The organism is Caballeronia sp. AZ7_KS35, assembly GCF_023631045.1.
GTDB lineage: Bacteria > Pseudomonadota > Gammaproteobacteria > Burkholderiales > Burkholderiaceae > Caballeronia > Caballeronia zhejiangensis.
The window spans coordinates 690,083-716,133 of the sequence record NZ_JALQDV010000001.1 but is presented as its reverse complement, the minus strand read 5'-3'; the positions used below and the strand labels follow the sequence as shown (position 1 = coordinate 716,133).

At 57.8% G+C, this 26,051-nt stretch carries 33 protein-coding genes; 21 read left to right on the top strand and 12 right to left on the bottom strand.

What is annotated here, in order from left to right; genetic code table 11:
- The first annotated feature begins 12 nt into the window (after positions 1–12).
- Together NCT05_RS03465 and NCT05_RS03460 are read left to right on the top strand one after the other, a co-directional pair.
- Positions 13–1,026, top strand: a complete 1,014-nt coding sequence (locus tag NCT05_RS03465) for a hypothetical protein (protein WP_250501756.1) — start codon at positions 13–15, stop codon at positions 1,024–1,026.
- Positions 1,019–1,945: a DNA adenine methylase gene (locus NCT05_RS03460; RefSeq protein ID WP_250501755.1), complete on the top strand. Its 927-nt coding sequence runs from the start codon at positions 1,019–1,021 to the stop codon at positions 1,943–1,945. The genes NCT05_RS03465 and NCT05_RS03460 overlap by 8 nt, the downstream gene beginning before the upstream one ends.
- Positions 1,946–2,053: 108 nt before the next feature.
- On the opposite strand, the gene NCT05_RS03455 is transcribed toward NCT05_RS03460, so the two are convergent.
- From NCT05_RS03455 to NCT05_RS03445, 3 genes are read right to left on the bottom strand one after another with little or no spacing between them, the layout of a single operon-like run.
- On the bottom strand, positions 2,054–2,392 hold the full coding sequence (locus NCT05_RS03455) for a hypothetical protein (protein ID WP_250501754.1): 339 nt from the start codon (positions 2,390–2,392) through the stop codon (positions 2,054–2,056).
- The gene (locus tag NCT05_RS03450; RefSeq protein WP_250501753.1) at positions 2,373–3,401 is read right to left on the bottom strand and encodes a phage integrase; all 1,029 of its coding nucleotides are present in this window, start codon (positions 3,399–3,401) and stop codon (positions 2,373–2,375) included. Before NCT05_RS03450 ends, NCT05_RS03455 begins: the two co-directional genes overlap by 20 nt.
- Positions 3,376–3,897 carry a hypothetical protein gene (locus tag NCT05_RS03445; RefSeq protein ID WP_250501752.1) on the bottom strand — a complete coding sequence of 174 codons (522 nt, stop codon included), beginning with the start codon at positions 3,895–3,897 and terminating at the stop codon, positions 3,376–3,378. Before NCT05_RS03445 ends, NCT05_RS03450 begins: the two co-directional genes overlap by 26 nt.
- Before the next feature lie 116 nt (positions 3,898–4,013).
- On the opposite strand from NCT05_RS03445, the gene NCT05_RS03440 reads away from it, so the two are divergent.
- The 12 genes from NCT05_RS03440 to NCT05_RS03385 all read left to right on the top strand — a co-directional run bounded on the left by NCT05_RS03440 (position 4,014) and on the right by NCT05_RS03385 (position 11,713).
- Complete coding sequence (locus NCT05_RS03440) at positions 4,014–4,220, top strand: hypothetical protein (RefSeq protein ID WP_250501751.1); 207 nt, start codon at positions 4,014–4,016, stop codon at positions 4,218–4,220.
- A gap of 5 nt (positions 4,221–4,225) precedes the next feature.
- Positions 4,226–5,536, top strand: a complete 1,311-nt coding sequence (locus NCT05_RS03435) for a replication initiation factor domain-containing protein (protein WP_250501869.1) — start codon at positions 4,226–4,228, stop codon at positions 5,534–5,536.
- 12 nt (positions 5,537–5,548) lie between these two features.
- Positions 5,549–5,854: a hypothetical protein gene (locus NCT05_RS03430; protein WP_250501750.1), complete on the top strand. Its 306-nt coding sequence runs from the start codon at positions 5,549–5,551 to the stop codon at positions 5,852–5,854.
- Between the two features lie 2 nt (positions 5,855–5,856).
- The gene (locus tag NCT05_RS03425; RefSeq protein ID WP_250501749.1) at positions 5,857–6,054 is read left to right on the top strand and encodes a hypothetical protein; all 198 of its coding nucleotides are present in this window, start codon (positions 5,857–5,859) and stop codon (positions 6,052–6,054) included.
- Positions 6,051–6,353: a hypothetical protein gene (locus tag NCT05_RS03420; protein ID WP_250501748.1), complete on the top strand. Its 303-nt coding sequence runs from the start codon at positions 6,051–6,053 to the stop codon at positions 6,351–6,353. The genes NCT05_RS03425 and NCT05_RS03420 overlap by 4 nt, the downstream gene beginning before the upstream one ends.
- A 32-nt stretch (positions 6,354–6,385) precedes the next feature.
- Positions 6,386–6,619, top strand: a complete 234-nt coding sequence (locus NCT05_RS03415; RefSeq protein ID WP_250501747.1) for a major capsid protein — start codon at positions 6,386–6,388, stop codon at positions 6,617–6,619.
- Between the two features lie 175 nt (positions 6,620–6,794).
- Positions 6,795–8,393 carry a hypothetical protein gene (locus tag NCT05_RS03410; protein ID WP_250501746.1) on the top strand — a complete coding sequence of 533 codons (1,599 nt, stop codon included), beginning with the start codon at positions 6,795–6,797 and terminating at the stop codon, positions 8,391–8,393.
- Positions 8,394–8,403: 10 nt separating this feature from the next.
- Positions 8,404–8,694, top strand: coding sequence for a DUF2523 family protein (locus NCT05_RS03405; RefSeq protein ID WP_250501745.1), 291 nt, complete (start codon positions 8,404–8,406; stop codon positions 8,692–8,694).
- 4 nt (positions 8,695–8,698) lie between these two features.
- Positions 8,699–9,799 carry a zonular occludens toxin domain-containing protein gene (locus tag NCT05_RS03400; protein ID WP_250501744.1) on the top strand — a complete coding sequence of 367 codons (1,101 nt, stop codon included), beginning with the start codon at positions 8,699–8,701 and terminating at the stop codon, positions 9,797–9,799.
- Entirely contained in the window at positions 9,796–11,157 is a 1,362-nt protein-coding gene (locus NCT05_RS03395) for a type II secretion system protein GspD (RefSeq protein ID WP_250501743.1), read from the top strand. The genes NCT05_RS03400 and NCT05_RS03395 overlap by 4 nt, the downstream gene beginning before the upstream one ends.
- An 18-nt stretch (positions 11,158–11,175) precedes the next feature.
- Entirely contained in the window at positions 11,176–11,319 is a 144-nt protein-coding gene (locus NCT05_RS03390; protein ID WP_250501742.1) for a hypothetical protein, read from the top strand.
- A 130-nt stretch (positions 11,320–11,449) separates the two neighbouring features.
- Entirely contained in the window at positions 11,450–11,713 is a 264-nt protein-coding gene (locus NCT05_RS03385; protein WP_250501741.1) for a hypothetical protein, read from the top strand.
- A gap of 568 nt (positions 11,714–12,281) precedes the next feature.
- Here NCT05_RS03385 and NCT05_RS03380 read toward each other — a convergent pair.
- Both NCT05_RS03380 and NCT05_RS03375 read right to left on the bottom strand, forming a co-directional pair.
- Positions 12,282–12,653, bottom strand: a complete 372-nt coding sequence (locus tag NCT05_RS03380; protein WP_250501740.1) for a BP74-related protein — start codon at positions 12,651–12,653, stop codon at positions 12,282–12,284.
- Positions 12,654–12,708: 55 nt separating this feature from the next.
- Entirely contained in the window at positions 12,709–13,218 is a 510-nt protein-coding gene (locus NCT05_RS03375) for a hypothetical protein (RefSeq protein WP_250501739.1), read from the bottom strand.
- 387 nt (positions 13,219–13,605) lie between these two features.
- Between NCT05_RS03375 and NCT05_RS03370 the strand changes: the two genes are divergently transcribed.
- Together NCT05_RS03370 and NCT05_RS03365 are read left to right on the top strand one after the other, a co-directional pair.
- Positions 13,606–14,874 carry a hypothetical protein gene (locus NCT05_RS03370; protein ID WP_250501738.1) on the top strand — a complete coding sequence of 423 codons (1,269 nt, stop codon included), beginning with the start codon at positions 13,606–13,608 and terminating at the stop codon, positions 14,872–14,874.
- Positions 14,875–15,209: 335 nt separating this feature from the next.
- Positions 15,210–15,683 carry a hypothetical protein gene (locus NCT05_RS03365; protein ID WP_250501737.1) on the top strand — a complete coding sequence of 158 codons (474 nt, stop codon included), beginning with the start codon at positions 15,210–15,212 and terminating at the stop codon, positions 15,681–15,683.
- Between the two features lie 167 nt (positions 15,684–15,850).
- On the opposite strand, the gene NCT05_RS03360 is transcribed toward NCT05_RS03365, so the two are convergent.
- Positions 15,851–16,021, bottom strand: coding sequence for a hypothetical protein (locus NCT05_RS03360; RefSeq protein WP_250501736.1), 171 nt, complete (start codon positions 16,019–16,021; stop codon positions 15,851–15,853).
- Between NCT05_RS03360 and NCT05_RS03355 the strand changes: the two genes are divergently transcribed.
- The 3 genes from NCT05_RS03355 (at position 16,014) to NCT05_RS03345 (ending at position 18,876) form a co-directional block, all read left to right on the top strand.
- A complete protein-coding gene (locus NCT05_RS03355; RefSeq protein ID WP_244807706.1) occupies positions 16,014–16,874 on the top strand; it encodes a MurR/RpiR family transcriptional regulator in 861 nt (286 codons plus the stop codon). The genes NCT05_RS03360 and NCT05_RS03355 overlap by 8 nt on opposite strands.
- A gap of 107 nt (positions 16,875–16,981) precedes the next feature.
- Positions 16,982–18,313: an aspartate aminotransferase family protein gene (locus NCT05_RS03350; RefSeq protein WP_250501735.1), complete on the top strand. Its 1,332-nt coding sequence runs from the start codon at positions 16,982–16,984 to the stop codon at positions 18,311–18,313.
- Positions 18,314–18,321: 8 nt separating this feature from the next.
- Positions 18,322–18,876 carry a carboxymuconolactone decarboxylase family protein gene (locus NCT05_RS03345; protein ID WP_175979832.1) on the top strand — a complete coding sequence of 185 codons (555 nt, stop codon included), beginning with the start codon at positions 18,322–18,324 and terminating at the stop codon, positions 18,874–18,876.
- Positions 18,877–18,892: 16 nt separating this feature from the next.
- On the opposite strand, the gene NCT05_RS03340 is transcribed toward NCT05_RS03345, so the two are convergent.
- Positions 18,893–19,780, bottom strand: a complete 888-nt coding sequence (locus NCT05_RS03340) for a glutamate/aspartate ABC transporter substrate-binding protein (RefSeq protein WP_250501734.1) — start codon at positions 19,778–19,780, stop codon at positions 18,893–18,895.
- 321 nt (positions 19,781–20,101) lie between these two features.
- On the opposite strand from NCT05_RS03340, the gene NCT05_RS03335 reads away from it, so the two are divergent.
- A complete protein-coding gene (locus tag NCT05_RS03335; RefSeq protein WP_008351375.1) occupies positions 20,102–20,593 on the top strand; it encodes a hypothetical protein in 492 nt (163 codons plus the stop codon).
- Positions 20,594–20,914: 321 nt separating this feature from the next.
- Here the strand turns inward: NCT05_RS03335 and NCT05_RS03330 are convergent, their stop codons facing one another.
- Genes NCT05_RS03330 through NCT05_RS03320 form a run of 3 tightly spaced genes read right to left on the bottom strand, consistent with a single transcriptional unit; the run spans position 20,915 to position 22,839 of the window.
- Positions 20,915–21,310, bottom strand: coding sequence for a hypothetical protein (locus NCT05_RS03330; RefSeq protein WP_008351376.1), 396 nt, complete (start codon positions 21,308–21,310; stop codon positions 20,915–20,917).
- 8 nt (positions 21,311–21,318) lie between these two features.
- Positions 21,319–21,867: a lipoprotein gene (locus NCT05_RS03325; protein ID WP_033536569.1), complete on the bottom strand. Its 549-nt coding sequence runs from the start codon at positions 21,865–21,867 to the stop codon at positions 21,319–21,321.
- A 42-nt stretch (positions 21,868–21,909) separates the two neighbouring features.
- A complete protein-coding gene (locus NCT05_RS03320) occupies positions 21,910–22,839 on the bottom strand; it encodes a peptidoglycan DD-metalloendopeptidase family protein (protein ID WP_034470705.1) in 930 nt (309 codons plus the stop codon).
- Positions 22,840–23,153: 314 nt separating this feature from the next.
- On the opposite strand from NCT05_RS03320, the gene NCT05_RS03315 reads away from it, so the two are divergent.
- On the top strand, positions 23,154–23,405 hold the full coding sequence (locus NCT05_RS03315) for a GlsB/YeaQ/YmgE family stress response membrane protein (protein WP_008351379.1): 252 nt from the start codon (positions 23,154–23,156) through the stop codon (positions 23,403–23,405).
- 58 nt (positions 23,406–23,463) lie between these two features.
- On the opposite strand, the gene NCT05_RS03310 is transcribed toward NCT05_RS03315, so the two are convergent.
- Both NCT05_RS03310 and NCT05_RS03305 read right to left on the bottom strand, forming a co-directional pair.
- Positions 23,464–24,123 (bottom strand): DedA family protein, encoded by a 660-nt coding sequence (locus NCT05_RS03310; protein WP_008351380.1) that lies wholly within the window; start codon positions 24,121–24,123, stop codon positions 23,464–23,466.
- Between the two features lie 181 nt (positions 24,124–24,304).
- Positions 24,305–25,606 (bottom strand): esterase/lipase family protein, encoded by a 1,302-nt coding sequence (locus tag NCT05_RS03305; protein ID WP_250501733.1) that lies wholly within the window; start codon positions 25,604–25,606, stop codon positions 24,305–24,307.
- Positions 25,607–26,051: the final 445 nt, after the last annotated feature.

The window sequence follows — 26,051 nt, the reverse complement described above, 5'->3', positions numbered from 1 at the left end:
AAGTCGAAGATTATGATTTTGAGCACGCCTCCGGTTCTCGAGGATCCGCATGTAATCTGTGATTGGTTAGAGATTGCTGTCCTTAGTGAACAATACAGAACCTACCCTTTCGACACCTTGTCCCGCGCTTGGGACATCATGCGGAATCAGGAGGACGCTGATCCCGAGGGCAGTGATGCGACCCAGGAAGCTTTCGAAGAAAATGTAAAAGCCGAAATACGCGCTCGTAGCGACCTGCTAGGGAGCTGTTATCCGTTTTCCTTTTCTGCCTCTGGGGACAGCCTTGAGTTTGATCCGGACAGCTGCACTGACGGTGGAGCGATTTACCTATTCTGTTTGTTGCTCTCGCATGCTACAGCGGGGGCTGTGTTCAACGGAAAATATCTGCCCAGCATAACGAACGCAGTCCGTAACTATTTTCAAGCCTGCGCGACGTACGCAGCCGCCGGGGAACTGGAGGGGCATTCGTATGCCTTCGGCTTTCCGCGTCCTGATAAAACAGGTTTCCTCGACAAGCTCGCAGCCGTTTACAAGCACTTTGGGGAAGGCGTTAGCGCCCGGAAAGTGCCATTACCAGGCGCGTCTACGGGGCAGAAAGACGCTCAAATCGACGTAATAGCTTGGCAGCCGCGCGCGGACAACGCTGCGGGAAAGAAATACCTTCTTGGGCAAGTCGCGTCCGGTGCCAACTGGGCCGTGAAGACTATCAAGGGCGGGCCTATCGACTCGTTCCATCAAGGATGGCTTGACCCCGTGCCCGGCTCCATTCCAACTCCTGCAATGTTTGTACCGATTTGCTATGGCAGTTTGGTTGATGGAACGAGTGAGTCCGCTATAAATTTCCGTTCGTATGAGTTCGGTCACATTTTCTACCGCTTTCGAATTCCACCGCTCGCAGAAAAAGGTTTGCAGTTGGCGCGGTCAGGACTCGGCTTCGTTGTGGAGCGGATGGATGACTTACCGCTGATGAGAGCGTGGGTTATGGGGGAAGCGGAGAAAATAAGAGTAGGACAGTCGCATGCCTAAGCTGTTAAACAGTCCCCTTAGATACCCTGGCGGGAAGAATGGACTCGTTGACTGGTTCGAGTCGTTCCTACATCGGAACAGTCTTACTGGTATTCAGATCGTAGAACCCTACGCTGGAAGCGCGGCGCTTTCGCTCAATCTTCTCTCCCGAGATGCGGTTTCGGCCGCTATGCTGTTTGAACGAGATCCTCTCCTTTTCAGTTTCTGGCATAGCGTTTTTCGTAGCACGGATAAACTGATCTCCTTGATTGAATGCTTTGAGCCTAGCTTGGATACTCGCCAGGAGTTAGGTTGGCTCCGAGATATGGATACCGTCTATGAAGACATTGAACTCATGGGATTCGCAGGTCTCCTATTCAATCGGACCAGTTTTTCTGGCGTGCTAAGTGCGGGACCGATCGGTGGTGCGGAGCAGCGATCCATTTATACCGTCGACTGCCGTTACAACAAGACCGACCTCATACGGCGGATTGAGCAATGCGCCAGGTTATCAGACCGAATCGACGTCTATTTCGGTGATGCCATTCAGGCTCTGAGCGACGCAAGGCAAGTGAGCCAAGAGGATCGGCTTTTCTACATCGACCCTCCTTATTACGTCCAAGGTAAGAAGTTATATCGCTACTCGTACGACTTTTCAGACCATCTGAAGCTTGCAGATACACTTGCGGACGCCAACTTTCGCTGGGTACTTAGCTACGATGACCACGCCGCAATTCGACACTTCTATCGAGCTTTCCGCTTATACGAACCGACACTTCGGTACAGCTCTCGAGTACCTAAGAACGAGACAGAACTAGTTTTTACCAATGTTGGGCTTTGGGATGAAGTCGATGCTGATTCCCAGCCGGGGACAGGGTCGTCGGCGGGGCACGAACTCATCGATCAAGTGGGTCAATCTGTGGTCCCTGACGTAATTTAGCGAGTTACCGGTGGTGCGGGAACTTTAGCCGCTAAATTCCCGCACGCGTCTTGGGCGATGCTGCCGACCTACCTCACGAGTTCGTTGCTGCGCTCGTCAGGTTGCCAGTTACTGCCGGGAGAGAATCATTGCGATCGTTGCTGGGTCGTACTCGCGTCCCATTTCCCGACGCAACTCTTCCAGCCCTAACTCAGTTCGGTACCGCAATGCATAGTCATGCATAGCGTCAAGCGGTATAGTCATTCGCTGCTGATTTGGGCTCTCCATTTCAAGCAAGTGAATCAATACGGCAAAGCAAAGCGCGCCAGATACTTCGCCGCCGCTAGCAAACCCCAGCAGGGCATCCGCAGATCGAGATAAGATCGCTAACCATTCGTCCGTGAGGCGACGCGGGATACAAGCCTCTGGGCCGTGGGCGAAGACTTCATCATTTAACCGTTCCAGCATTTGATGAACCTCTTAAAGCGTTGAGAGGGTTGAGCCGCCGTGCTTCCGAAAGGTGGTCAGGTGAAAGATGGGCGTATCTCATTGTCATGATTAGACTCTGATGTCCGAGAATGCGCTGTAAGGTCAGAATGTTGCCGCCATTCATCATAAAGTGTGACGCAAACGTATGCCGCAAGGCATGCGTCATCTGTCCATCCGGCAGAGTGATACCCGCCCGCTCGACACCTTCTCTAAACGCAGACCACGCGTACTCAAAGAAGCTATCGCCTTTGCCGAATCGCTCGTGATGGTTCGAAAGCTCCGTAATGATCTCTTCGTCGACGGGAACCGCGCGAGTTTTCCCTGACTTAGTTCGCGCGAACTGGATGATGCCGCCGCGGACTTGACTTACTCTTAAGCTCTCAACCTCGCTCCATCTTGCGCCTGTCGCAAGGCAAATTTTCGCGATCAACAACACATGTGGATTGCGTGCTTCTTCAAGTGATTCCAGCAATGATCTAATCTGGTCGGTTGTTAGAAAGCTTAGTTCGTTTTCCTGTATTTTGAACTGACGAAGCTTCCCAAGAGGATTTTCCTTGCTCCAGTGTCCAAGCCGCGCTAGCTCGTTGAACGCGGCACGGAGGTAAGCGTGCTCGCGATTCAGGTTATTAGCAGAGACGCCTTCGGCCAAACGCTTTGTCCGATACTGTGCGAAGAGATCAACTGAAAATCGATCGGCTGTCGGATCTCCCATAGCGTTAGCAGCAGCCAGCAAACGACGCATTGTGTCGTCGCCCGAGCGAAGTCCCGAGCCGTGGTGGTTAAACCACAATTTGATAAGTTCCGAAAGTTTCCTCAAATCGCGCTTTGCTGGTTGCCACTCCGGCGTTGTTCGCACCTGCGTTGACAGCCAGGAATCGTATGCCTTTGCTTCGGCCTGCGTGTCGAACGTCTTTCGGAAGCGTCGCGCTCCCCTTCCGCCCGGTTGAACGTCGACCAACCATTTATTTCCGCTTCTTTTTATTGCCATGTATGTATCGCTCAGCGAGTAGCTGACGCTCAGAATTCGCCATCTCTTCTAACGTCCCTGCTTCCGTCCATTGGCTCGGTTCATCCCGCATCAATACGCGAACCGCGTCTTCCTTCGTCACGACTTCTGCGTTTCCCGCTTGCAACTGCGTGTCGACCGACATCTTCATATGGACGCGGTGTCGTAACACGCGCTTGGCATACACGTGCTCCCCAACATTCAAACCGACTAGCCAGTCCCATCCCGGCCGGCCTGGTTCCTCGTGTCCAGCCCCCGGATAGGGCGCGCCCGTCACGAGCCAGAACGCGTGCTCCGGCCAGCTTTGCGCGACTAGTTCGATCATTTCGCCCGTGGGCCGCTGGCGGCCATGCCAGCAGTTCTTCCACGAGTCGGCGGAAATCCGGTCGCCGCTTAGGGCCTGCAACTCCGCGAAACGCCGACTTGGCGAGGTGTGCTCTGCGATCACGAGCCTTAGGCGTTCTGCAAGGTTTTCCATGGTTGCAACTTGACAGTAAATTTATCAGGTCATATAGTCACCTCACTGTGTTAATAATACACAGTGACGGACTTTAATACACACACAGGCGTTTAGCCACACCGGAGGCGGTTCAAATGTACGAGAAGCCGGAGCAGTCCTTCAACATCAGTGTACCGCTGATGACCCGCGAGGCTTTCGCGAACGCGGTCGGACTCCCGGTCACGGTGCTAGTGGCGCAAGCGGAGCGCGGCTATTGGCCCGAGGTACGGATCGGGAAGCGCGTGTTCATCAACGTCGAACTCGTCCGTAAGCAAGCGTTGGAGAGGGAGTTCTCCCTGTGACCACCATGAAGAGTTCATTTTGTGGCGTTGAATGGGCTTTTGTCGCCGACCGCCGTGCCGCCCGCAGCGACAGCGAGGACGGCGGGGCGGCCGGCGCTTGCGCAGTCAGTCATCAAGATGCCGAAGCGAACTGCCCCCCCTCTAGTAACACGGGGGGAACGGTGCAGGGACCGCAGAGTAGGTCTTGGAAGGAAGAAGCGTTGGCTGGCGGACAGCGAATTTCGCTCGTCCTTTCGGACACCGGCGAACTGAAGCAATTGATGGTTCGGCGTCCAGTCGAAGGACATTGTGCGTTCATAGACTGCCTCCGCCTTACGGTAGCGGAAGAAACCTGGCTTGCAACGGCGGCTGAAGGTTTGTTCTCGGACGACGACTATATTCGTGAAGCGTCGCGGTGGATGGAACACATCTTCGGCTTCGGAATCACAGAGCATCTCAAAAGGCCACGAGACTTCTATCTCGATTCGTGGGTCTTGGGAGACGGGTTCGGTCTAGTCTGTTTCGGTGGTCAGAGCCAACGCGGCACCATGTTGATCGTCCTTCACGGTAATGGGTGCCTTGCTGCAAAAGAAGGATGGGAGCGGCGTCTACACGACTTCCTAACGTCAAAGGCGATCCGGCCAGTGCTAACACGCGTGGACCTGGCTCACGACTGCTTTCACGGCGACTACGTGAATGTAGATATCGCGGACCAATGGTTTGAAGAGGAGGGTTTTACATGCGCATACCGCGCCCCGTCGCACGAATATCGAGGAAATTGGAAGCGCCCAGATGGTAAAGGCCGATCGTTGTATATCGGCAAGCGAAAAAACGGAAAATTGTGTCGTATATATGAGAAAGGCCGAGAGCAAGGTGACGAGGATAGCGAGTGGACTCGTATCGAGGTCGAATTTCGAAACACCGGCAGAATAATTCCGCTGGATGTGCTACTTGAGCCGTCTACCTACTTCGTCGGCGCGTATCCGTGTCTTCAATGCCTCTCGGTTAAACAAACGCCTTCGAGGATCGCGTGTAAAACGAAATCGGCGGAGATTAACGTTTCCGCCTGCCTGCAGAACATTAAACGAACTTATGGTAAGCACTTGAAGGTTCTCAGGGGCGTTCTCGGCGACGAGGAGCTTCTTGCGAAGATCGAATCAGATTCTGACGAATGGCCCACGCGACTAAAGGTGCCAGACTATCAATGGTCCGACACCCCCTTACATCGGCTCGGCCGTAATCAAACACGAATTAACGAGTTCGACATTTCGAACGACGGCTTTTCTCCGCCCGTTTCCGGCAGTTCGGGCGATTTCGGGACTAATTGCTGCCACTAAACGAGGGTCGTTATGAAGTTCAACACGCAGATTAAGGTATTGGGCATGAAGTCCAATAAGGGGACGATGGACAACGGTCAGAGCTACGACAGTACGAAGGTGTATGTTGAAACTGCGCTTGATGATACGAAAGGGAACGCAAAAGGTTTTGCAGTGGCGGAGTATTCCTTTGGACTAAGCGATGAGTTCGCAAAGTATAAGCATCTGCCCTTTCCTTTCATGGCTGAAGCGACTGTTGAGATCGTGACGACCGGCAAGGCACAGAAGACACAACTTGTGGAACTGAAGCCGGTCGAGCTCTCCAAGAAGGCGGCCTGAGCATGAGCGGGCGCGTTTTCATTGTGCAGGACAGGGAAAGCGCGCAGTTTCTCTTTCCCGAATCCGGGGACGTCGGCTTCACAACATGGGTCGACAAGGCTGGCTATTTCGAAAAAGAGGAGGAGGCCATCGAGACCGCGACGCATCATTGCAGTGAAGGTTTTGTCGTTTTCTCGTTTTTTAAAGGGTTCCCGTCGTGACAGCTGGAACCGTGCAGGAAGTTTTGATTTGTGCCGCTGTGCCGGCGAACGAGCAGTTGCGATCCGTCGATCAAGACGTATGTCCGGTAGTCGGCGGTGTGCAATATCAACTGCGAACCCAACAAGCTTATGTGCTCGCGCCGGAAAGCGCGGGTTATATCGACTCAATCACCCGGTCGTTCGATTACGAGACGGCTGCCGGTTTTTGGGGTTTCGCGTTCGGGAGCGTTTTAACGTTGTGGCTCACGGCGTATGGGGTGGGATCGGTGATTAATGTGATTCGCCGAAACCTTTATTAATGCGGGTAGACCGCTTTTACGAGGAAGAAGTCATGAAGATGCTGATGCGGAAGTTGGGTGCTAGTGCTGCTGCTGGCGTGGTTACGTCGACGGCGTTCGCGCAAGTCGCAAATGCTGCGACTGGTCCGGATTTTTCGACCATCACGGGCGCGATTGCGATGGACAGCGTTTCGACGGCCGTGATGGCTGTCGGCGCGATGGTGGTCGGCGTGATCCTCGCGGTCGCGGGCGTGAAAGTCATCATCCGTCAGGTCCGCAGCGTCTAAACGGCTCGCCTAGTCGTGCCGTTTCTCGGGGGTTCCGGCCCCCGTTTTTTTGTTAACGGGGGGGTGTGATGGACGTGAACTCGGCGTGGTATCTGGTGATGTTTCTGTTCGGCCTGACTTCCGCGTGGGCGGTTATTCAGGGCTTCAAGGGGGCATGGTAATGGTTAGGCGCTTCGTGCTTCTGTTCTCGCTGCTGTGCATGTTGGGCTCGCAGCAAGTCCATGCTCAGGCGCTGCTTGCGCCCGCTGAGAATTTCGTTATCAATCGCGCTGAGGCCGCGATTGTTTCGCGCGTTGCGATCGCTCGCGGGTTCGCTGCCAATGATCCTCGGATCGCGGCGACGATGACGGCGATGGGCGACGCTTCCGCTGCTCTCAATATCGCTTCGACGGCGGCTGCTACGGGGTTGGGCTTCTTGGGTGCGCCGGTGTGGCTCACGGTTGCGGCCGGCCTCGGGGCGCTGGTGGCCGGGTCTGCGTTGGCTTTGCATCTGGCAACGGATTCCTCCGGCTCGGGTGGTCAGGTCGCGACCGGAACGGTTTCGGTGTCGAGGTCGTCGGATGGCAAGTCGGTTTTGGTGAGCCAGCCCGAGCCTAGGTCGCTTGCTGATTCTTATCCGACTACGGGGATTCCGGCACCGGCCCAGCCCGCGCCAAGCGCAATGCAGAGTCCGATTGATCACGGTGTGATGGTTCAGGGTGCCGTGATTTACAGCACGTCGAATTGTATGAGCGGCGATACCTGCTCGGCATATCCCCCGATGCCGTCGGGTCAGCTGAATTACGTGCGTAACTATCAAACGGAAGTCGTCGTTCTTCGGACGTTGAGTGACGTTCAGGCGTATGACGCTTACGAGCAACAGTACAACTCGGCCAGCGGTGTAGTTGGTCAGAGTGGGTATGACCAAGGTTTTTACGACGCTATCAGTACGACGGTCTATTGGAAGACGAGTGCTGATGGAACATCGGTGACGCTGTATGAGGATCGGACAATCAAGCAGCGGGATGCCAACGGCAACCCGCAGCTTGTGACGAACTCCCAGCCAGCTAGCTGGTGGCTTCCGGGTCCGGGGGTGAAGCCGTTGTCCGGGAACGATCTGTCGCAGATTTATCCGCAACTCACCGATGCTGCGAAAAAGGCGCAGGTAGATCCCATGACGTTGGCTCAGATGGTCAATATGACATGGCAGCGCGCGTCGATGCAGCCGGGTTACCAGGGGTTGCCGTATTCGGTTTCGTCGCCGGTTACGTCTGCTGATGTTCAGCCGTGGGTTCAGGCTAATCCTTCGTCAGCGCCAACGCTCGATGATCTGTTTCGGCCTGCAGCTGATCCCAATGCGCAGACGGTTCCGATTAGTCCGACTGTGACGCCTTCCACCAGCCCGAGCACGGACCCGACGACGAATCCGGGTACGAATCCAAGTACCGATCCGACGACAGACCCTACGACTAGCACCAACCCGTGTGCGGTTCCTCATGCGTGCGTGATGGACGTTGACGTTCGGGGCGATCCGGGGGCCCCTGCTCCGACGCTTGAGAACACTCCGACGATCGACATGATTCTTGGCCCGATCTTCAATTTGTTTCCCGATCTGAAGGCGTGGACGGTTCCGGCCCATACCGGGAGCTGTCCTACTCCGTCGTTTGATGCGTTCGGCCATACGTACACGATGACAACGCAATGCGATCTGGCTGAGAAGTACAGGACGGAAATAACAACGGTGATGACAGCGGTTTTCGCGTTGGCGGCGCTGTTCATCGTGCTTCGCGCGTAAGGGGGGCGATATGTTCGGCATTCTGGTTTCTGCGTTTAACGTCCTGTTGAGCTACGTGCTCCGGTCGGTCATCATTAAGTTCGTGTTGTATTTCGGCATGTACTTCTTCGTCACTGAGACGATCACGTATCTGCAGTCGCAACACATCCTGCCCTCGGCGTCGTCCCTTCAAGTGTTCGGGTCGATCGGGTCGGGGACGTGGTATTTCCTTGATCTGTTCGCGTTCAGCGTGGGTGCTCCGATGATTGTCACGGCGCTCGTCGCGCGTTTCATCATCCGTCGTTTGCCGTTCATCGGGTGACCATATGGCGATCAACTGTTACTGCGGGGTCATGGGGTCGGGCAAGTCGTATGAGGTCGTGTCTGGCCCCCTTCTTGATGCGGTTGCGGCCGGGCGTCGGGTGGTGACCAATATCGACGGCGTGAACGAGGATTTAATTCACGCCTATCTTGCGTCGAAGCGCGGCCTAGATGTGTCGAAGCTCGGCCGGATCGTCCATGTGACGACGGGCGCGGTTAATGAGCCTGACTTCTTCCCGGTCGAGAACGAGGCCAAGGAGGGGGCGACGGTCACGCCGGGTTTCGTCCGGGCTGGCGATCTGGTCGTCATTGACGAGGCGTGGAAGCTGTGGGCGCAGGATTGCAAGATACCGAAGGAACACATCGCGTTCTTTCGAATGCATCGTCATTTCGTGCATGAGCATACAGGTGTGTCCTGTGACGTGGTGATGATGGTTCAGGCGATTGGCGATCTGCACAGGATGCTTAAGCCGGTGGTCGAGCTCTCGTTTCGGATGGTCAAGCTGAAGTCCGTGGGAATGCCATCGAAGTACCGCGTCGAGATGTACGAGGGCTGGAAGCAGAACAAAACGGCGCGCACAGGTACGTTCGTGCGCTCGTACAAGAAAGAGATTTTCCCGCTGTATAAGAGTTACGCGGGCAAGGCCGGGAAGGAAGCGCAGGTTGATAGGCGGCAGAACATCCTTGCGAACAAATCGATTTGGGTGATAGCGGCGGGCCTGTTCGTTTGCTGCTGTCTGGCGTTGAGATTCCTGTGGGCGTTTTTTCATCCACACCCGAAGGGCGATGCGGCGGCGGTGGCGGCTTCGGCTGCTGCTGCGAAGTCGTCGGCTTCGGCTCCAATGCTGGAGAACGCTGCGAGCCCGACAGCCGGTCGGTCTGGCTCGTTCAAGGGCTTCTCCGATACCTGGCGGATCGTGGGCGGCTACTCCACTAACGGTGTCGCGTTCGTTGTCGTCGCGGATCAGGCCGGGTATCTTCGCGTTGAAAGCCCGTCTGCATTCCAGAACTACGGGGCGGCTCAGGTCGGTGTGATCGACGGGGAGCGCGTTTCGACGTTCTCAGGCGGCAAGATTCAGACGGTCGCGGCGGCGGTGACGAAATGAGAGCGCTCCTTTTGTTGCTGCTGGCGCTCTCGCTCGCGGCTCGAGCTGCGGACGCGGTGCCGCCAGTTCCTACAGTTCCAGCGCTGCCGCCGTTGCCTGAAGCGTTGGCTGGCGGCCCGTTGCCGTTGTCACCAGGCGCTCAGGTTGCGGCGATTTCCCCGCTGCGTATAGGGAACGCCAAGAAGGCGAATTTCCAGTTCGTGAACGTCGCGCAGGTGATCAACTTCGTGTACTCGGAAATGTTGCAGACGCCGTTCGTAGTGTTGCCCGAGGTCAACGATGACAAGCGTTTGGTGTCGTTCCGTTTCGATGCAAAGAAGGGGGACATTCGCGATGCGCTGGGTAGTTTTCTGGATTGGCTGGGGCTGGGGGTCAGGACGACGGACGGCATCGACTATATTTACAAGCGCAAAGAGGAAAAGGAGAAAGCCGAGCTGCCGCCGGATCGCGATGTGTTCGTCTATAACCCCAAGTACCGGAGTGCGGATTATCTGGCCCGGCTCGTGCAACCGTTGTTCAGCGGTCAGTTCACGACGAACCGGGCAATTCCTGCTGCGGCCGGGGCGAAGATGACGGGTGACGCGCCGATGAACTCCGCGGCGGCGATGGTCGATCAGTCATCGGATGCGATGGTGTTCCTTGGCACGGACAAGGAAATCGCGATGCTGAAAAAGGTGTTGCCACAGGTGGACATCAAACAGGGTGAGGTAGCAATTCGCGCGTGGGTGTACGAGGTGTCTACGGGCGACGACAAAACAAGCGGTTTTCAGCTTGCGGCTAGCGTGCTGGGTGGCCGTCTCGGCGTCTCGTTAGGGGTTGGGACCGTCGACGCGAACGCGAACGCTCTTAGGCTTCATACGGGCTTCCTCGATGCCGCCATCGCTGCGCTTGATTCCGATTCGCGGTTTCGAGTGGTGACGTCTCCGAATCTTCGCGTGGCGTCTGGCAAGCATGGACGTTTGAATGTCGGGCAGTCGGTGCCGGTGGTCGGCTCGGTGTCGTTTAGCGGCGCGAGCGGCACGCCGATTCAGTCAGTGGCTTATGAGGATGCGGGCGTGATCTTCGATGTTCAGCCGGTCGTAAAGGGCGATGTGACGGACGCTGATGTGACTGTCGAGATTTCGGATTTCCAGAAGACAAGCACGGGCGTCAATAACTCACCGACGAAGAACACGCGGAAGTTTGAAACGTCGATGCAGCTTTCGGATGGTGAGGTCATCGTCACCGGAGGGCTCACGCAATCGAAGGATTCGAACCTTCGTAGCGGTATCTCGTGGTTGCCGTCGTTCATGGACGGGCATACGTGGAGCAAGTCCGATTCCGACATTGTGCTAATTTTGCAGATCACGAGGGTTTAGCGGCTAAGAGGGGGCGCTATGGCTGTGGATCGGGAAGAGGCGGAGCGGCAGTCTCGCGCGGTTGCGGAGTCTGCCGACGAAGGGTCGTTGATTGATCTGTGCGAGCTGGCCGCGCTTGACGTCCTGAAGGATGCGGCCGACGAAGAGGGGAACCAGTTGTGAGAGGCCTGTTGCGGGTTGCCTCGGCGGTTGGTGCGGTCGTGTGGCTCGGTCTGCTCGTGTTCTCAGAGCGGCATCGAGAGGCGACGCGGCGTGCGATTGCGGCGGTTGATGACAAGATCGGAAGCGGGCCATGAGTACTAAAGCAACGTTGTCGCATCACACTTCTGAGACGACTGAAGAGCCGTCGTGGCATCTCTACGAGGAAGTGTTCGAGCCGGGGGTTGTGTATCTGGAACTGGAAGGGATTCCGGTCGATTTCACGACGCTCGGCAACATGGAGCATCGAGCTGGGACCGTGATGCTTAGGCTACCGATCAAGACAGCGCAGCAACTCGGGCTGCATACGACCGTTCCGCCCGATAGGTGGGCGAGTCTTCGTGCCGAAGAGCAGTAACTATGCTCGATATCCGGTTTTCATTCGTAATTCACGGCAAAGCGTTTTGCTGACGGTACGAGGGCGTTTTCGGAGTGTTGGCGCGGCCCATCCTACGGTGTGGTAGGGAGTTCCAGGGCGTAGGTCCTCTGTCACGGGGCATCTCGACAGAATGGTGGCAGCGCAAGACCTCCGCGATACTCGTTACTTCTAGACAGGCACCTTTTGCGGTGTTGCCTTTCGTACTGACCGGGACCGGGACACCGTAAATTGTGAACTGGCCGAATCAGGCCACAAGCTGACATTCAGTTCTGGTTAAAACATGCCGCTGTGGTGACCGATCCTCATTTCATACAGGGCATCTGCAAACAGGACGGAGCGACGGGTTTGTAACCGTGTCCTCGAAGAGAGCAGTCGCTCGCGCATGAGTTTCCATCCTCAGCGTTACAGTTCTTTACGCCTTTGCGGACCGACGCTTTCGTGAAGCCACGGCACCGCTTCCAATCTAAAGTTCGTTCCAGGTAGTAGGCCGCGAGACGGTAACATGCGACGACTAGCGCCGATTGGTCGCTCGCCCAGATGTACACCTTCATTCTCTGCGGCCAGCCGTATCATTAATCTCCGCCATCAGTTTCGAAGACCAAGGACACCAGAAACACCTCGGCAGGAACGAGCCACCGATCTCATCAAGGTGCTTCTCGACCAGCGTAACGTTAGCGTCGCAAACCTCCATTTGCATTTCGAAAAATCCAATAGATTTCGGGTCAAGGTGAAATGACCAATCGGGGTTATAGGCTACGGGACGTGGGATTATCGTTCCCTGCACGTGGACCTTCAGCGATTCACCATTCCTGAGGATTCTTCGCGCTTCTTCTATCTTGGTCGGGTTATCTAGTTGGAAAATGAATTGTTTCATTTTGCCGTCAGGACTTTCCTGTTCGAAGACGAAATAAGCTTCCACGGCAACATCTCCTAGTGATTCGCATAGGTTCGGACATCGACGCGGCACCTCGGCTTCACTTCGATGCGCTGGTCGGCTCCATCGGTTTGGGCTCCACTCCTAAATATGCATAGGCTGCTCCGATTACCAGGCCCAGCCATGATGTGCCTAGATCAACCAAGCTCGAGAATTGCACTTTAGCTTGTGCAGAAAGTAGAAAATGGCCTACCACGAAAGCGGCCCCGCCAGCCACCAACCATACTAGACAGTATGCGAGAGCGATCAAAGAAGCAAGGTCCAGTCGGTGAGTAGAAGTCGATAAGCCGCCAAACCGCGCGAGATTAGGAAGCGATTTTGACGGCGTCACAGCCAGTACCGCAATGATGATCGCGGATACAACGCTCTGTAGCGTGGCAATCAACTCAGTCGGCTGTCCAATCGTTCGACAATTGCCTCTTCCATCCGCACACAAAGCATCATTGACGAGCGTCGCGACTGCGAATGCGTAAAGAATCAACAAACTTATTGTGATAACCGCCAAGATTGCGTTGCGGGCTGTAGGAGGAATTTTCGGCGCTGTATCCATTCCATCTCTCCGGTTACGTTCTATTGTATGCAGATACTTGGGCACCTATTAGTGAGGCTGAACTCTTACCTAGAGCATTCCCTCGGGTCACGCCACAAAATGTGCGCTACCCCACATAAGTCGGAGAGACACAGTGCAACTGCTTGCAATTCTTTCTATATATAAAAGCGTCTGGTAACCAGCAGGTGCATTTCACAATGCATCGCGGACTGTGCTAACTACTTTTCTGGTTCGCCTTTAATTTTAGAAGAACAGTGCGCCCCAGTCTTTCTTATAGACGTCTGATTAAAAATTCCATGGTCGTGTCGAGGCTCCTTCGGTACTTTGCATTGCTTGATAATGTCGATCGGTAGCTTGTAACGCGAAATATAAACAAGGAGTGTGTACATGTCGATTCAACAGGACTATTCCCCTGATTTATCCTTTAATCGGGAACCTCCAACGATTCCGGGGGGTCGCTCGCTGTGGTCCTTTATATCGAGCTCAGACACAACGTGGAACGAGTGGGAGCATTACCGCGTTGCAAGGGCCGGATATTCTTCTGCAGTTCCTCCATCGGTCTTCAAGACCGGCAGTGTGACCCAAGTTCCAACCAATCCTGCCTCGCCGGAGTCCAAAGATATATATCTGCAATGGGCTCTGCATGAACGATGGTCAGTTTCAGAGGGGGCCGATTTCACAGCGCGCCCTCCGGTGTTCGGTAGCACAGTCGGAAGCTTCGACACCTTTTCGCCCGTGACGCAGACTATCGAACTTACTATCTACGCGATGCTAACAATCGCAGATCGAGCCACTGATAAAGAGAGGGCCGCGATTCAAAGCGCCTTTTCGAACTATGATGGCAGTGTGGATGCTCATGAGTTCGCCCGTAAAGAGATGGAGAAAGCAGGCATCTCGGATGCGGATCTCTTCGACGTTGCTTGCACCTTTTCTGTAAATAAAAAGGGCGCGCCGACTGAGCATACTGAGCAAAGAGACGCTACGCTTGCCCCTTATCAAAAACGAGGCGGTGGCATGGTAAATCACGGGCCGGAGGTTGGCAAACCTCAGGAGAGAGAGGAGCTTGGAAGCTATTTCGATAAACGGAAGCTGACCGCCATCCTAATCTTTCGCGAGGAGGTAATGATACTCCCAAGTCCTTCCACGGAGCCAAACCGAATACAAGATCCGCCGAACCCGGAAAAATCCATTGAGAAGCTTGCGAACGACGAAGGAGCGAAGACCGAGGGCTGTGGCGGCGCTCAGTTCAGAGTTCGAAGCTACGACATAGTTACTCTACTAGAATACCCGGAATTCAAAGTGGATTGGCGCCGGTTCGAGGTCAAGGTGGGGTGCGTGCGCGTCGTAATCTCCCTGCCCATAGTCCAAACACGTACCGGGCAACTCGACCTTTGGGCGTATGTGCGCACGCCTGATAATGCCGATGCGAATGGGAAGTACTTTGTACAAGTTCTTGAACGTTGTGTTTTCCGCGCGGCATTGTCGGGGGGAGTCGTCGGAATTGCAACGGGAAATCTCCTCGCTGCGATCGAAACGTTTCGCGCGGTGTTCATTGAATGCCTGAAACAAGCGCTCAATGATCTGGTAAATTGCTTATTGCCTTCGCTTGCCCTTATCGGGAAGACAAAGCCCGGTAGCGATTGGCACGATATTTGAAGGCCGCAAAGTCCTCCACCAAGTGTTGCCGTTCGTATCGGACTCGGCGCGAAAGTCGGTTTGCGAACTTCGACGGCTATCGGTTTGTCCGCATGGCGCTAGTCCGCGGTAGAGCAGTTTGACGGAGAAAGAGTGAAGTCCGTTATCACCTTAGAAACGACCTGCCGATACCAGAGACCGATGAGCGATCGACAGGGTCGGCACTCGTGTGCGCCAATGGCCGGCACCTTTGATCATTGTGAGATCGCTAAACGGGGATTTATGTGGCGGTCGGTTCAGTGGCCTGGGTCGCCATGAGGCATTGGGGCGACGTCGCGCGTAGCACGAGCGCGTCGTTGAAAGGCAACAGCCCTGAATTTGAGAGGCAAGAGATTTTTGAGACGGCCTTGGGAGACGCGCCTTTGAATGGCAACACCCGTCGAGGTGCCTACTTGTATTTATCCTTGATATCCGATTCTTCTATGCCTTGGTCAGCTCGGAAGGTGTGCCGATCGACGCGCTTTGAGCGCGAGTTTCGGCTAGATTTGAAAGCGATTTTGCGTGAGCGGCCGTTTGAGGACGCTTTGAAGGGTGGCTACGCATATCTGGGCACGCCTGAAGGCGTTGAGGGCATCTTGAAGGTTTGGCCGGATGGGCGTCGGCAACTCGTGACATTTGATCTACAGGGCGAACATTGGATTGCCGATCTTCCGCCCTACTCCGGGCGTGGCGCATATTTCTTCAAGCCCCGGCTCGGGAGACTGCCGAAGGCGGCGGACGGGCTTGACGGCTCCAGCAAAGGCACGCTCGCTAAGGTGCGGGGTAGCTAGCCCCACCCCGGCCCAGCGGCGAGCGTCCTGCGATGTTTGTTCGGACACGAACTGTCAACGCAGCGTCAACGGCAAAGCAAGACAATGCGGATACAAAGCAGCGTCATCCTTCGTAGATCGTTGTTTTGTAAAGCATAGCAGCCTTATAGCAGGGCTTTGAGACGGAATCATAATCCGCAGGTCCGGGGTTCGAGTCCCTGATTCGCCACCAGCTTCAAGAAAAAGCCGCTGTTCCACAAGGACAGCGGCTTTTTTGTTTTCTGCGCGCGACCGCTCTCCACGTCGCGCTCATGCTTAAATAGCGCGTCCGCTTCCTCAAGCATCCAGAACGTGCCCACCTTCGACCAACTCGCGGCGACGATCCGCGACCGCTTCCCCGATCTGAGCCCGCAATTCCAGGCCGGCGCCGCCTTCCTTCTCGACTATCCCGACGAAGTCGCCGTCCTCTCGATGCGCAAGGTCGCCGAGCGCGCCAAGGTCCAGCCCGCCGCGATGGTCCGTCTCTCCCAGCAACTCGGCTTCCCCGGCTGGAACGAGTTGCGCGAAATTTTCGTGAGCCGCGTACGCACGCGCCCCGAGCCGCTGACGACGCGCGCCCGTTCGCTCGTCAAAGGCGGCGCCGACAATCACCTGAGCCGCGATCTCGCACACGCGCAATCGCACAATCTCGAACTCACGCTCGCGCAAAACGCGCAGAGCGTCGTCGATACGGCGAAGACGCTCAAGAAAGCGCCGCATGTGCACGTCGCGGGCTTTCGGTCGTGCTATCCCGTCGCGTTCGGCCTGCTTTATGGATATCGCCTGTTTCGGCCGTCGGTGAGTCTGGTCAGCGGCGAAGCGGGCACGCTCGAAATGCAACTGCGCGGCATCGAGAAAAAGCACGCGGTGGTCGTCGTCAGCTTTGCACCGTATTCCGTCGAAGCCGTGCGCGTCGCGCAGGCGGCGATCGAGCGCGGCGCGAAACTCATCACGCTCACTGACAGCGCCGTGTCGCCCATCGCGCTGAACGCCGATCACACGCTGATCTTCGCGCACGAATCGCCGTCGTTCTTTCCGTCGCTCGTCGCGGCGTCGGCGCTGGCGGAGATGCTCGTCGCGCATCTGCTCGCGCTCGAAGGCAAGGACGCCGTCGCCCATCTCGAACAGGCCGAAGCCGCGCTGCACGCGCACGGCGCCTACGCGGCGAGCTAATCGGCCGCGCGTTGCGTCACACGCGATATTGACAACATATGTTGTTATCACGCTAGAATGCCACATCGCGTGTTGCACGCGCATTCCGCATTCGAAAGGCAGGCACCATGACCACGGTATTTCATCGCGCGCCGCGCGCCACGCTTCCGGTCGCCGTCCGCGGCGACGGCATCGAGATCGTCGATTCGACCGGCAAACGCTACATCGATGCATGCGGCGGCGCAGCCGTCTCGTGTCTCGGACACAGCCATCCGCGCGTGATCGAAGCCATCCAGCGGCAAGTGCAGCAGTTGCCGTACGCGCACACGTCGTTCTTCACGACCGAGCCCGCCGAAGAACTCGCCGACCGGCTCATCGATGCCGCGCCGAAAAATCTCGGCCACGTCTACTTCGTGTCCGGCGGCTCCGAAGCGATGGAAGCCGCGCTCAAGCTCGCGCGCCAGTATTTCGTCGAGAAAGGCGAACCCGCGCGCCGGCATTTCATCGCGCGCCGGCAGAGCTATCACGGCAACACGCTCGGCGCGCTCGCGATCGGCGGCAACGCGTGGCGGCGCGAGCCCTTCCTGCCGATGCTGATCGAAGCGCATCACGTCACGCCCTGCTTCGCGTATCGCGAACAGCGGGCGGGCGAAACCGACGAAGCCTTCGCGCAACGTCTCGCCGATGAACTCGACGCGAAGATTCTCGAACTCGGAGCCGAATCGGTGGCGGCGTTCGTCGCGGAAACGGTCGTCGGCGCGACGGCGGGCGCGGTGCCGCCCGTGCGCGAATACTTCCGCAAGATCCGCGCGGTCTGCGACAAATACGGCGTGCTGCTGATCCTCGACGAAGTGATGTCGGGCATGGGCCGCACCGGTCATCTGTTCGCGTGCGAGGAAGACGGCGTGTCGCCCGATATTCTCGCGATCGCGAAGGGTCTCGGCGCGGGCTATCAGCCGATCGGCGCGACGCTCGTCAGCAACGCGATCTTCGATACGATCGTCGGCGGCTCGGGCTTCTTTCAGCACGGCCACACGTATATCGGTCACGCGACGGCGTGCGCTGCGGCGCTCGAAGTGCAGAAAGTCATCGCCGAAGACAAACTGCTCGACAACGTGAAGGCGCGCGGCGAACAACTGCGCGCGTTGCTGCGCGAGCGGCATGCGGATCATCCGTTCATCGGCGATGTGCGCGGCCGCGGCCTGTTCACCGGCGTCGAACTGGTTCAGGATCGCGCGGGCAAGATGCCGTTCGATCCGAAGCACAGGCTGCACGCGGTCATCAAGAGCGAGGCGATGAAGCGCGGCCTCATGGTGTATCCGATGGGCGGCACCGTCGACGGCCGCATCGGCGATCACGTACTCATCGCGCCGCCGTTCATCACGACGAGCGCGCAAATCGAGACGATCGTCGAGCGGCTCTCCGATGCAATCGATGGCGCGCTTTCCGTCATCCAGTGAGAACAAACATGAAGAAGCGACTTCCCGATTTCGACATCGCGCAGGCTTCCGATGCGCAAAGAGCCGTGTTGCAGGACATCGTGAGCGGACCGCGCGGCAATCTGAACGGGCCGTTTCTCGGTTGGATCTTCAGCCCGGAACTCGCGCAGCACGCGCAAAAACTCGGCGCGTTCTGCCGCTACGAGACCGGCCTGCCGCTGCGCCTTTCCGAGCTTGCGATTCTCGTGACCGCGGCGCGCTGGCGCTCGCAGGCGGAATGGCACATTCATCATCCGATCGCGCTCGATGCCGGCCTGCCCGCCGATCTCGCCGAAGCGCTGCGCACGGGAAAGACGCCGACATTCGCCGATGCCGACGACAAGCTCATCTTCGATTTCGCCAGCGAACTCTACGACACGAAGCGCGTGAGCGATGCAACCTACGACGCCGCCGTCGCGCGCTTCGGGCACACGGTCGTCGTGAATCTCGTCGGCTTGCTGGGCTATTACGCGCTCGTCGCGATGACCCTCAACACGTTCGCGATGCGCGCCGAAGGGCAGACGGATCTGCCCTTCGCGGAATGACGCGCGCGCCGTCGCGCTATTCGAACGCCTTGTCGTTCGGTTCGGCGTAGAGCTTCTGCATCGCTTCGCTCATCGGAAAATCGAAGTTGATGTTCTTCGGCGGCACCGGCTTCATGAACCACTTGTCGTACATCGTCTTGATCTCGGGGCTTTTCATCACCTGACTCATGGCGTCGTCGACGAGCTTTTTGAACTCGGGATCGTCGCGACGCATCATGAAGCCGTACGCCTCCGACGACTGCGGCGTGCCGACGAGCACCCAGTCCGACGGCTTCGCCGTCAGCGAGCGCGTGCCGGCGAGCAGCACGTCGTCCATCATGTAGGCCACCGCGCGGCCGGTTTCGAGCGTCGCGCGCCCTTCGCCGTAATCCTTCGCGCTGATGATGCTCATGTTCATCTTCTTCTCTTCGTTCATCTTGCGAAGAATGCGCTCGGACGTCGTGCCCTGATTCGTCACGACGGTCTTGCCCGCGAGATCGGGAAAGTCCTTGATGCCGGAATCCTTTTTCGTCAGCAGACGCGTCGTCGCGACGAAGAACGTGTCCGAAAACGCAACCTGATTCTGCCGCGACGTGAGATTCGTCGTCACGCCGCATTCGAGATCGACCGTGCCGTTCTGCACGAGCGAAATCCGATTCTGCGATGTCACCGGAATGAAGCGCACGCGTAGATCCGGATGCTTCGTTTTCGCCTTGACCGCATCGATCACCTTGTTGCACAAGTCCTGCGAAAAGCCGATGACGTCGTTGTTCGCATCGACGTACGAAAACGGCACCGACGTCTCGCGATGCCCGATCGCGATGAGATTGGCGCTCTGGACCTTGGCAATCGTGGATTGGCCGTAGCTTGCGCCCGGAACCAGAGATAACGCGACAGTCGATGTGAGCAACGACGCAAATTTCATGACGTCCTCTTTGAGAGTGGAATGATACATATGTTGCCATCGACAAAATTAACACAACATATGTATTCACCCTAGGCCACATCGCACAGCGGCCTCTTGCGACTTTTACTTACAAATGTCACAGCACATGCGTCCACCGCCGTCGTCGCGCGGCGTTATAGCTGGCAGGCATCCGGCGGTTACGCGCCTTAAGACACAGCTAATTTTCCGGTGCGATGATGCTTTCAACGTCAAACGCATCCAAACGCATCCAACGCATTCGCGTCCCGGCGCGACAGACAGCACCGGCGTTAAGCGAACACCTTTTTCGGGAGCTCTGCCGTGAAGAAGAAATCGACGAACATGAAATCCGCCCGTCCCGCGATGTCGCCGCTTCTGCGCGCGCTGACCTACAGCCGCGCCGCCCGCGAACCGATGATCGACGCGATGCTGCTGCGCTGCTATGTGGCGCTCGACGCGTTTCATCGCGGACACGGATCGCAGCCGCTCTTCATGACGCTATGCCGTCACATGTTGGTCGCGGAAGAGTTGTGCCAGTTGGGCCACGCGGCGGAATGCGACCACGACATCACGCTTGCGCACGAAGCGCTCGTCGAACTGGACGCGCGTCATTCGGACGAAGGCGTCTGGACGCTCGATGCCGGTCAGCACGCACGTCTGTGCACGGCGCTCGCCGTTTTCGCGGCGCAACTGGAAGAAGCGACGCTCGAGCACATCGCGCAGGCGGAAGCGCGCATGGTCACGCAATCGCTTGTCGCGGCGAACATGCGTTCGGGTATCGGGCGTGTGGAAACGGTGTCGTCGGCCGACTGAAGATCGCTTCGCGGATCGGGACTTCCCCGCAGATGCTTATCAATTTGCGAATGTGTTTGCGAGCGTACATTCTTAGGAATGGCCATTTGCAATACTTTTTCCAGCGCACGGGGGGCAGCAGCAAAACGCGCTGAGAGACCGACAAACAGGATGGGCGGCACTCGATCAGGTCGTGGGTAAAAGCAAAGCGCGAGAATAAAAAAGCAAAGCGCGAGTTTTTGCCAACGGCGCGACGAGTCGCAGGCGAAAGAGGCCAGCGCCCCGACAAAGAAGCTCAAAAGCCGGCATTCGCCGGCTTTTTCTTTGATGCCGTTGGATCGGTCAGCGGACGGCCGCGAACACGGTGCGCGCGCACTCGCTGCACCAATGGCGCGACACCGCATCGGGAGTCGCATCCCAAACGTGACCGTACGCGCATCGCCAGCTCAAGGGCGTCGCGGCATCGACATAGCGGTGCGAAAGCAGCGCGCCGCCGCGCGCTTGCGCGATGTCCTGCAGACGCTTCGTCTCCAATTCGCGCCGCTCGGTCGCGCAATTCATGCAGCGCACGTTCTGCGCGATGTCGAGCGTCTTGTCCCAGCGATGCCCGCGCCCGCAATCCCAGAGCACAAGCTGCTTTGCGCCGGCCTGGCGCGACGCCTGATCGCGATAGCGCGACGCTTCGTCCATCAGGCGAAGGCGCGTGTCGTATGTCACCGAATCACTCATCGTCGTCATGCCCGGAATCAGCGTTGACCGCCGCGGATCGCTTCGGAACGCGACGTCGTCACCACGGTGCCATCCGGTCCGAAGTGCACGTTGAACATGGCGTCCTGATTCACGCCGTCTTCGAGCCAGTGCCAGCTCCAGACGCGCTCCTTCTTCAGCCGATACTCCGCGATTTCGGTCGGCTTGCCGAGCAGTCTGCGCACTTCGTCCATCGTCATGCCGAGGCGCACTTTCGCGAAGTTCTCGGCGGTCAGCACCTGCGTCACGGAAACGAAATGCCCGCGGGGGTCGAGATCGACCATGTAGGTGTTCGTGCCCGCCGGGCCGCGCGGATATTCGAGGCGCTTGCTTCCGTCGGTGAACGTGCGCTCCGTCTCGGGTTCGCCCATTTGGTCGCGGATCTGCGCCTCGGTCGTCACGCCGGGCTGCAGGTTCTTGAGCAGCAAGTTGTCCGGCTTCACTGCATTGAAAAATGCCTTGAGCTTGTTCAACGCTTCCTCGCTCTGCTGCTGCTCGCAGCCGGAAAGCAGCGACGTCAGCGACGCCGCGGTCAGCGCGGCGATCATGATCTTCTTCACCTTTCGGCTCCCTTCCCGCCCGGCCAGGAATCAGCCGCCGGCCGCGCCGAGCAACGGCATCGGATCGACCGCGGTGCCCGACTTTCTCACTTCGAAATGCAGCGCGGGCGTGCCGCCCGGGCCGGTGCCCATGTCGGCGATGGTCGCGCCCTGCTTGACGGAATCGCCTTCCTTCACGAGCAGCTTCTCGTTGTACGCGTAGGCGGTCAGATAATCGTTGCCGTGCTTGACGATGATCATGCGCCCGTAGGAACGCAAGCCGCTTCCCGCATACACGACCTTGCCCGACGCCGCTGCCTTGACTGGCTGCCCGACCTTGCCTTCGATGTCGATGCCCTTGTTGCCGCTCGCGCCGAACTTGCGCACGACGTCGCCGTGCGCGGGCCAGACGAAGGTGCCCTTGGATGCAGTCGCGGTGACTGCGGATGGATGTTCTTCGCTGGCCGCAGCGGCGGGCTTTTCCGCCGCTGGCTTCTGCGCCACAGATTTCTCCGGCGTCGGCAGAAGCGGCGGCTGCGCCATCTTCGATCCGGCGGTCGCCGAACTCACCGTCGTTGACGACGCACCCGGCGGCATCACGCGCAACACCTGCCCGACGTTCACCTGCCTGCTTTCCGGCAACGTGTTCCACTTGGCCAGATCAGCGGGCTTCTGCTTGAAGGTGCGCGAAATGCCGTAAAGCGTGTCGCCCGGCTTAACGCGATAAAAGCCCGGTTCGACGGGCGCGGGTGTCGTCGGCCCGAGCGGCACGACTGGCGCGGGCGTCACGATCGGCGACCCGCTCTGCACCACCGGCGGCGCGCTCAGCGCGGAACTTTCGACGATCGGCGCGGGCTCGCGCGGCGTCGATGAACATCCCGTCAATCCGGCAGCCAACCCCGCTGCGAGCGCCACGCCCGCGATCGCCCCGCGCGGGCCCGATCCGAAACCTTCCTTGTGCATCACCACCAGCTTTCTCATGCTTGTCGTCTTGAACTTTTTCAACCAATTCCGCCAGCATAAAACATTACAGATACAAATTCGCCTCAGTGACCTAAACGACACACTTCGCCCAAGCGCCGACGGAACCTTTTGGCAATCCAAATTTTTGACGTATTTTGCCCCGGCCATGTGTCATCTGTCGTCCGCGCTGTTTGCCGACGCTGCATCGACAATCCTTGACAGTTGACAATCCCCCGCCACGGTCATTTCCGCTACATTGCCCGCGCCCGATTGCAGGTCCCGCCTGCGTCCCGCATCTCTCAATTCGACTGGAGTCTCAACGCATGCAAATCATGCAACACGGAATCATCCTCAGCCTCATCATCGGCGGCGTGGCGGGCTGGCTCGCCGGCCTCATCATGAACGGCAGCGGCTTCGGCGTGATCGTCGACATTCTCGTCGGCATCGTCGGCGGCGTGATCGGCGGATGGCTCTTCAGCACGCTCGGCATCTCGTTCGGCGGCGGCATCCTCGGCACGCTGATCACCGCGGTGATCGGCGCGGTCGTGCTGCTTTTCGTGATCCGCCTGTTCCGGCGCCGTTAAGCGGTTTCGCGGCGTGAGCGAGGCCGGCATCCGACGGCCTCGCGCATCCCGCTCTTCCTCAAGCCTTCGAATTGCGACGGCTCATCTTCCATAGCGCGCCGATCGCCACCGGCACGATGGCCGCGCCGATCCCCACCAGCACGATCACGTTCAGATACTGCTTGATGAACGGAATGTTGCCGAAGAAATAGCCGAGCAACACGAGCAACAGCACCCAGATGAGCGCGCCCAGAATATTGAAGAGCTGGAAGCGCCCGTGACTCATCGACGACACGCCCGCGACGAACGGCGCGAACGTCCGCACCACCGGCACGAAACGCGCGATCACGATCGTCTTGCCGCCGTGCTTCTCGTAGAAGTTGTGGGTTTTCTGCAGCGCGGCGCGGTCCAGAAAGCGCTCGAGCACGGGAATGTTCGTATCGAAAACTTTCGGCCCGATGGCGCGGCCGATCCAGTAATTCACCGTGTTGCCGGTCACGGCCGCGATGAGCAGGAGCGCGATCAGCGCGAAGAGATCCATTTCGTGCGACGCGGCGAACGCGCCGCCGATGAACAGCAGCGAATCGCCCGGCAGGAACGGAAACACGACGAGCCCGGTTTCGCAGAACACGATCAGGAACAACACCGCGTACACCCAGGCGCCGTAATTCTGGATGAAGACACCGAGCGACTTGTCGATGTGAAGGATGAGTCCCAGGAATTGCAGCAACGTGTCCAAAAATTTTCCTCAAAAAGTAAGCCGGCGCCGGAAAAGCGGCGCATCGGCAACAAATGCGGGAGTCGCGCCATGATACCGAAGTGGCGCGGCGCCGGGCTCGCTCACACGAATGTTCACCCGGAAGCGCGCGCAAACCGGCGCCCGAAAGCCCCACAGGAAAGATCAGGCTCCGGCCGGGTCGCTAAATTGGCAGCGCCTTGTTATAGGCCGCGATTTTCCCAAAAAATTCCTCCAGCCACTCGAGCGTCGTGCTGCCGACCGGCTGCACGATGCCGATATGATCCACGCCGGCGATCGGAGGATGAACGTACCAGACGCCCTTCTTCGGCGGATGAGCGGGGTGGTGCTCGACGAACTCGTGCGCGTGCCCGATCGGGTACTGCGCCGACGGAACCGGGACGCAACCGTCATTGGGACGCCAGTTCAGGAATCCGCCCGCAAGATCCCTTTCATTGAGGCCGAGCGCCGCGCCGCCGCCGAGGAGCAACGGGTTCATGTTCGACATCGGAACACGCGTGTCGGCGAGGCCGGGCACCGTTCCATCGGCGCAATACGAAGCGTAATAAGTGTGCGGCGACGTCTTTACCCAGATGTTCTGCAGTCGGGCCGCGGCGAAGGAAAGATCGTAGATTGCGCTGTCAGTCGTCTTCCAGGCCTTGCTGAGGATGATCTTTTTGGCGTATTCGACCAGATCCTCGCCCTTCTCGCGGTGGATGCCCCACTGCTTCAAGTCGAAGTCGAAAAGCAGATCGCGGTTATCGGCGCCGCACAGGCTCGCCAGGCTCAATAGCAGGTCGGACATCGGCTCGCCGAGATCGTCTGCGACCGGGGTGCCGTTGTTGACGCCAGCGATGGACGTGATGCTATGTACCCATTGCTTGCCGCCCTTGAAGAGTTCGGAGGTGCCGGCTTCCCGCGAACTCGGCGCGAAGGCAATTTCATCCGGATCGCCATGTTCCAGCAATTGCACGAGAGTGCGGATGGTCGGGCCGCCCATGCTGTGCCCGATCAGATGAACCTTGTGTTCTTCGCTCCATTCGGGAAATACGCCGGGATACGAACGTCCATAACGTTCGTGGCCGTAACGCGCCGAATGCACCGCGCCGTAATCCACCACGCCGCCCCTCAAGAAATAATAAAGCTCGCAGGCCCGGTCCCAGTTACTGGATAACGGTCCGACCGCAGCGGTGAAAGTCTGGTAACCCCTATTATTGAGATATTCCTGAATATCGCCTGTGCCGCCGAAATAGTGATAAATCTTGCTCGTCAGCGTTTCGCGACCCCAACCGCAAAACCCATGCACGAGCACATTCGGAAAGTTGTTTCCGCTTTTACCGTTTGCCGCCACACGACTTTTCTGAGTTTTTGCTTCCGCGTTCTTATGACTGGAATGCGCGCCTGCCTGCTGGCCTTTCGTCGGCGGCGCTTCGGTCACGGCATGATTTCCAGTCGGTTTCTTTTTTTCTGAAGCGATACGGGACATGAATTATCCTTTTTCTGAAGTTTCGAAAACATTACCCAATACATTTGGCCTCCGGCGGAATCCCGTGGCTGAATCGCTCCGCATTTGCGGATAACCGGCATGATCAAAATCGTCGCGGCCATACGAAAACTCTTAAACAATTAATGCCCGAAATGATTATTAGGCCGTGACGATTACCCGATTCAACGGTCGCGAACGCGGCATTCGGAACACAAACGAATTCATACTCAGCAGGAATCGCCGCCTCGATGGCAAACAAATTGGCGGTGCGAGCGAAATATTGCGTGAGTGAGATCGACGGATTGATTGCGCGCGGCCTGGCAGAACTCTCTTGCGGCGGCGTAATGCATTGTACGCGTGGACCCGAAAAAAACTCAGTAATGCAAATAAATTGCGGCGCAAGAAAGTCCCGCTCTGGCCCGCGCTCTTGGATACGTGCGCGTCC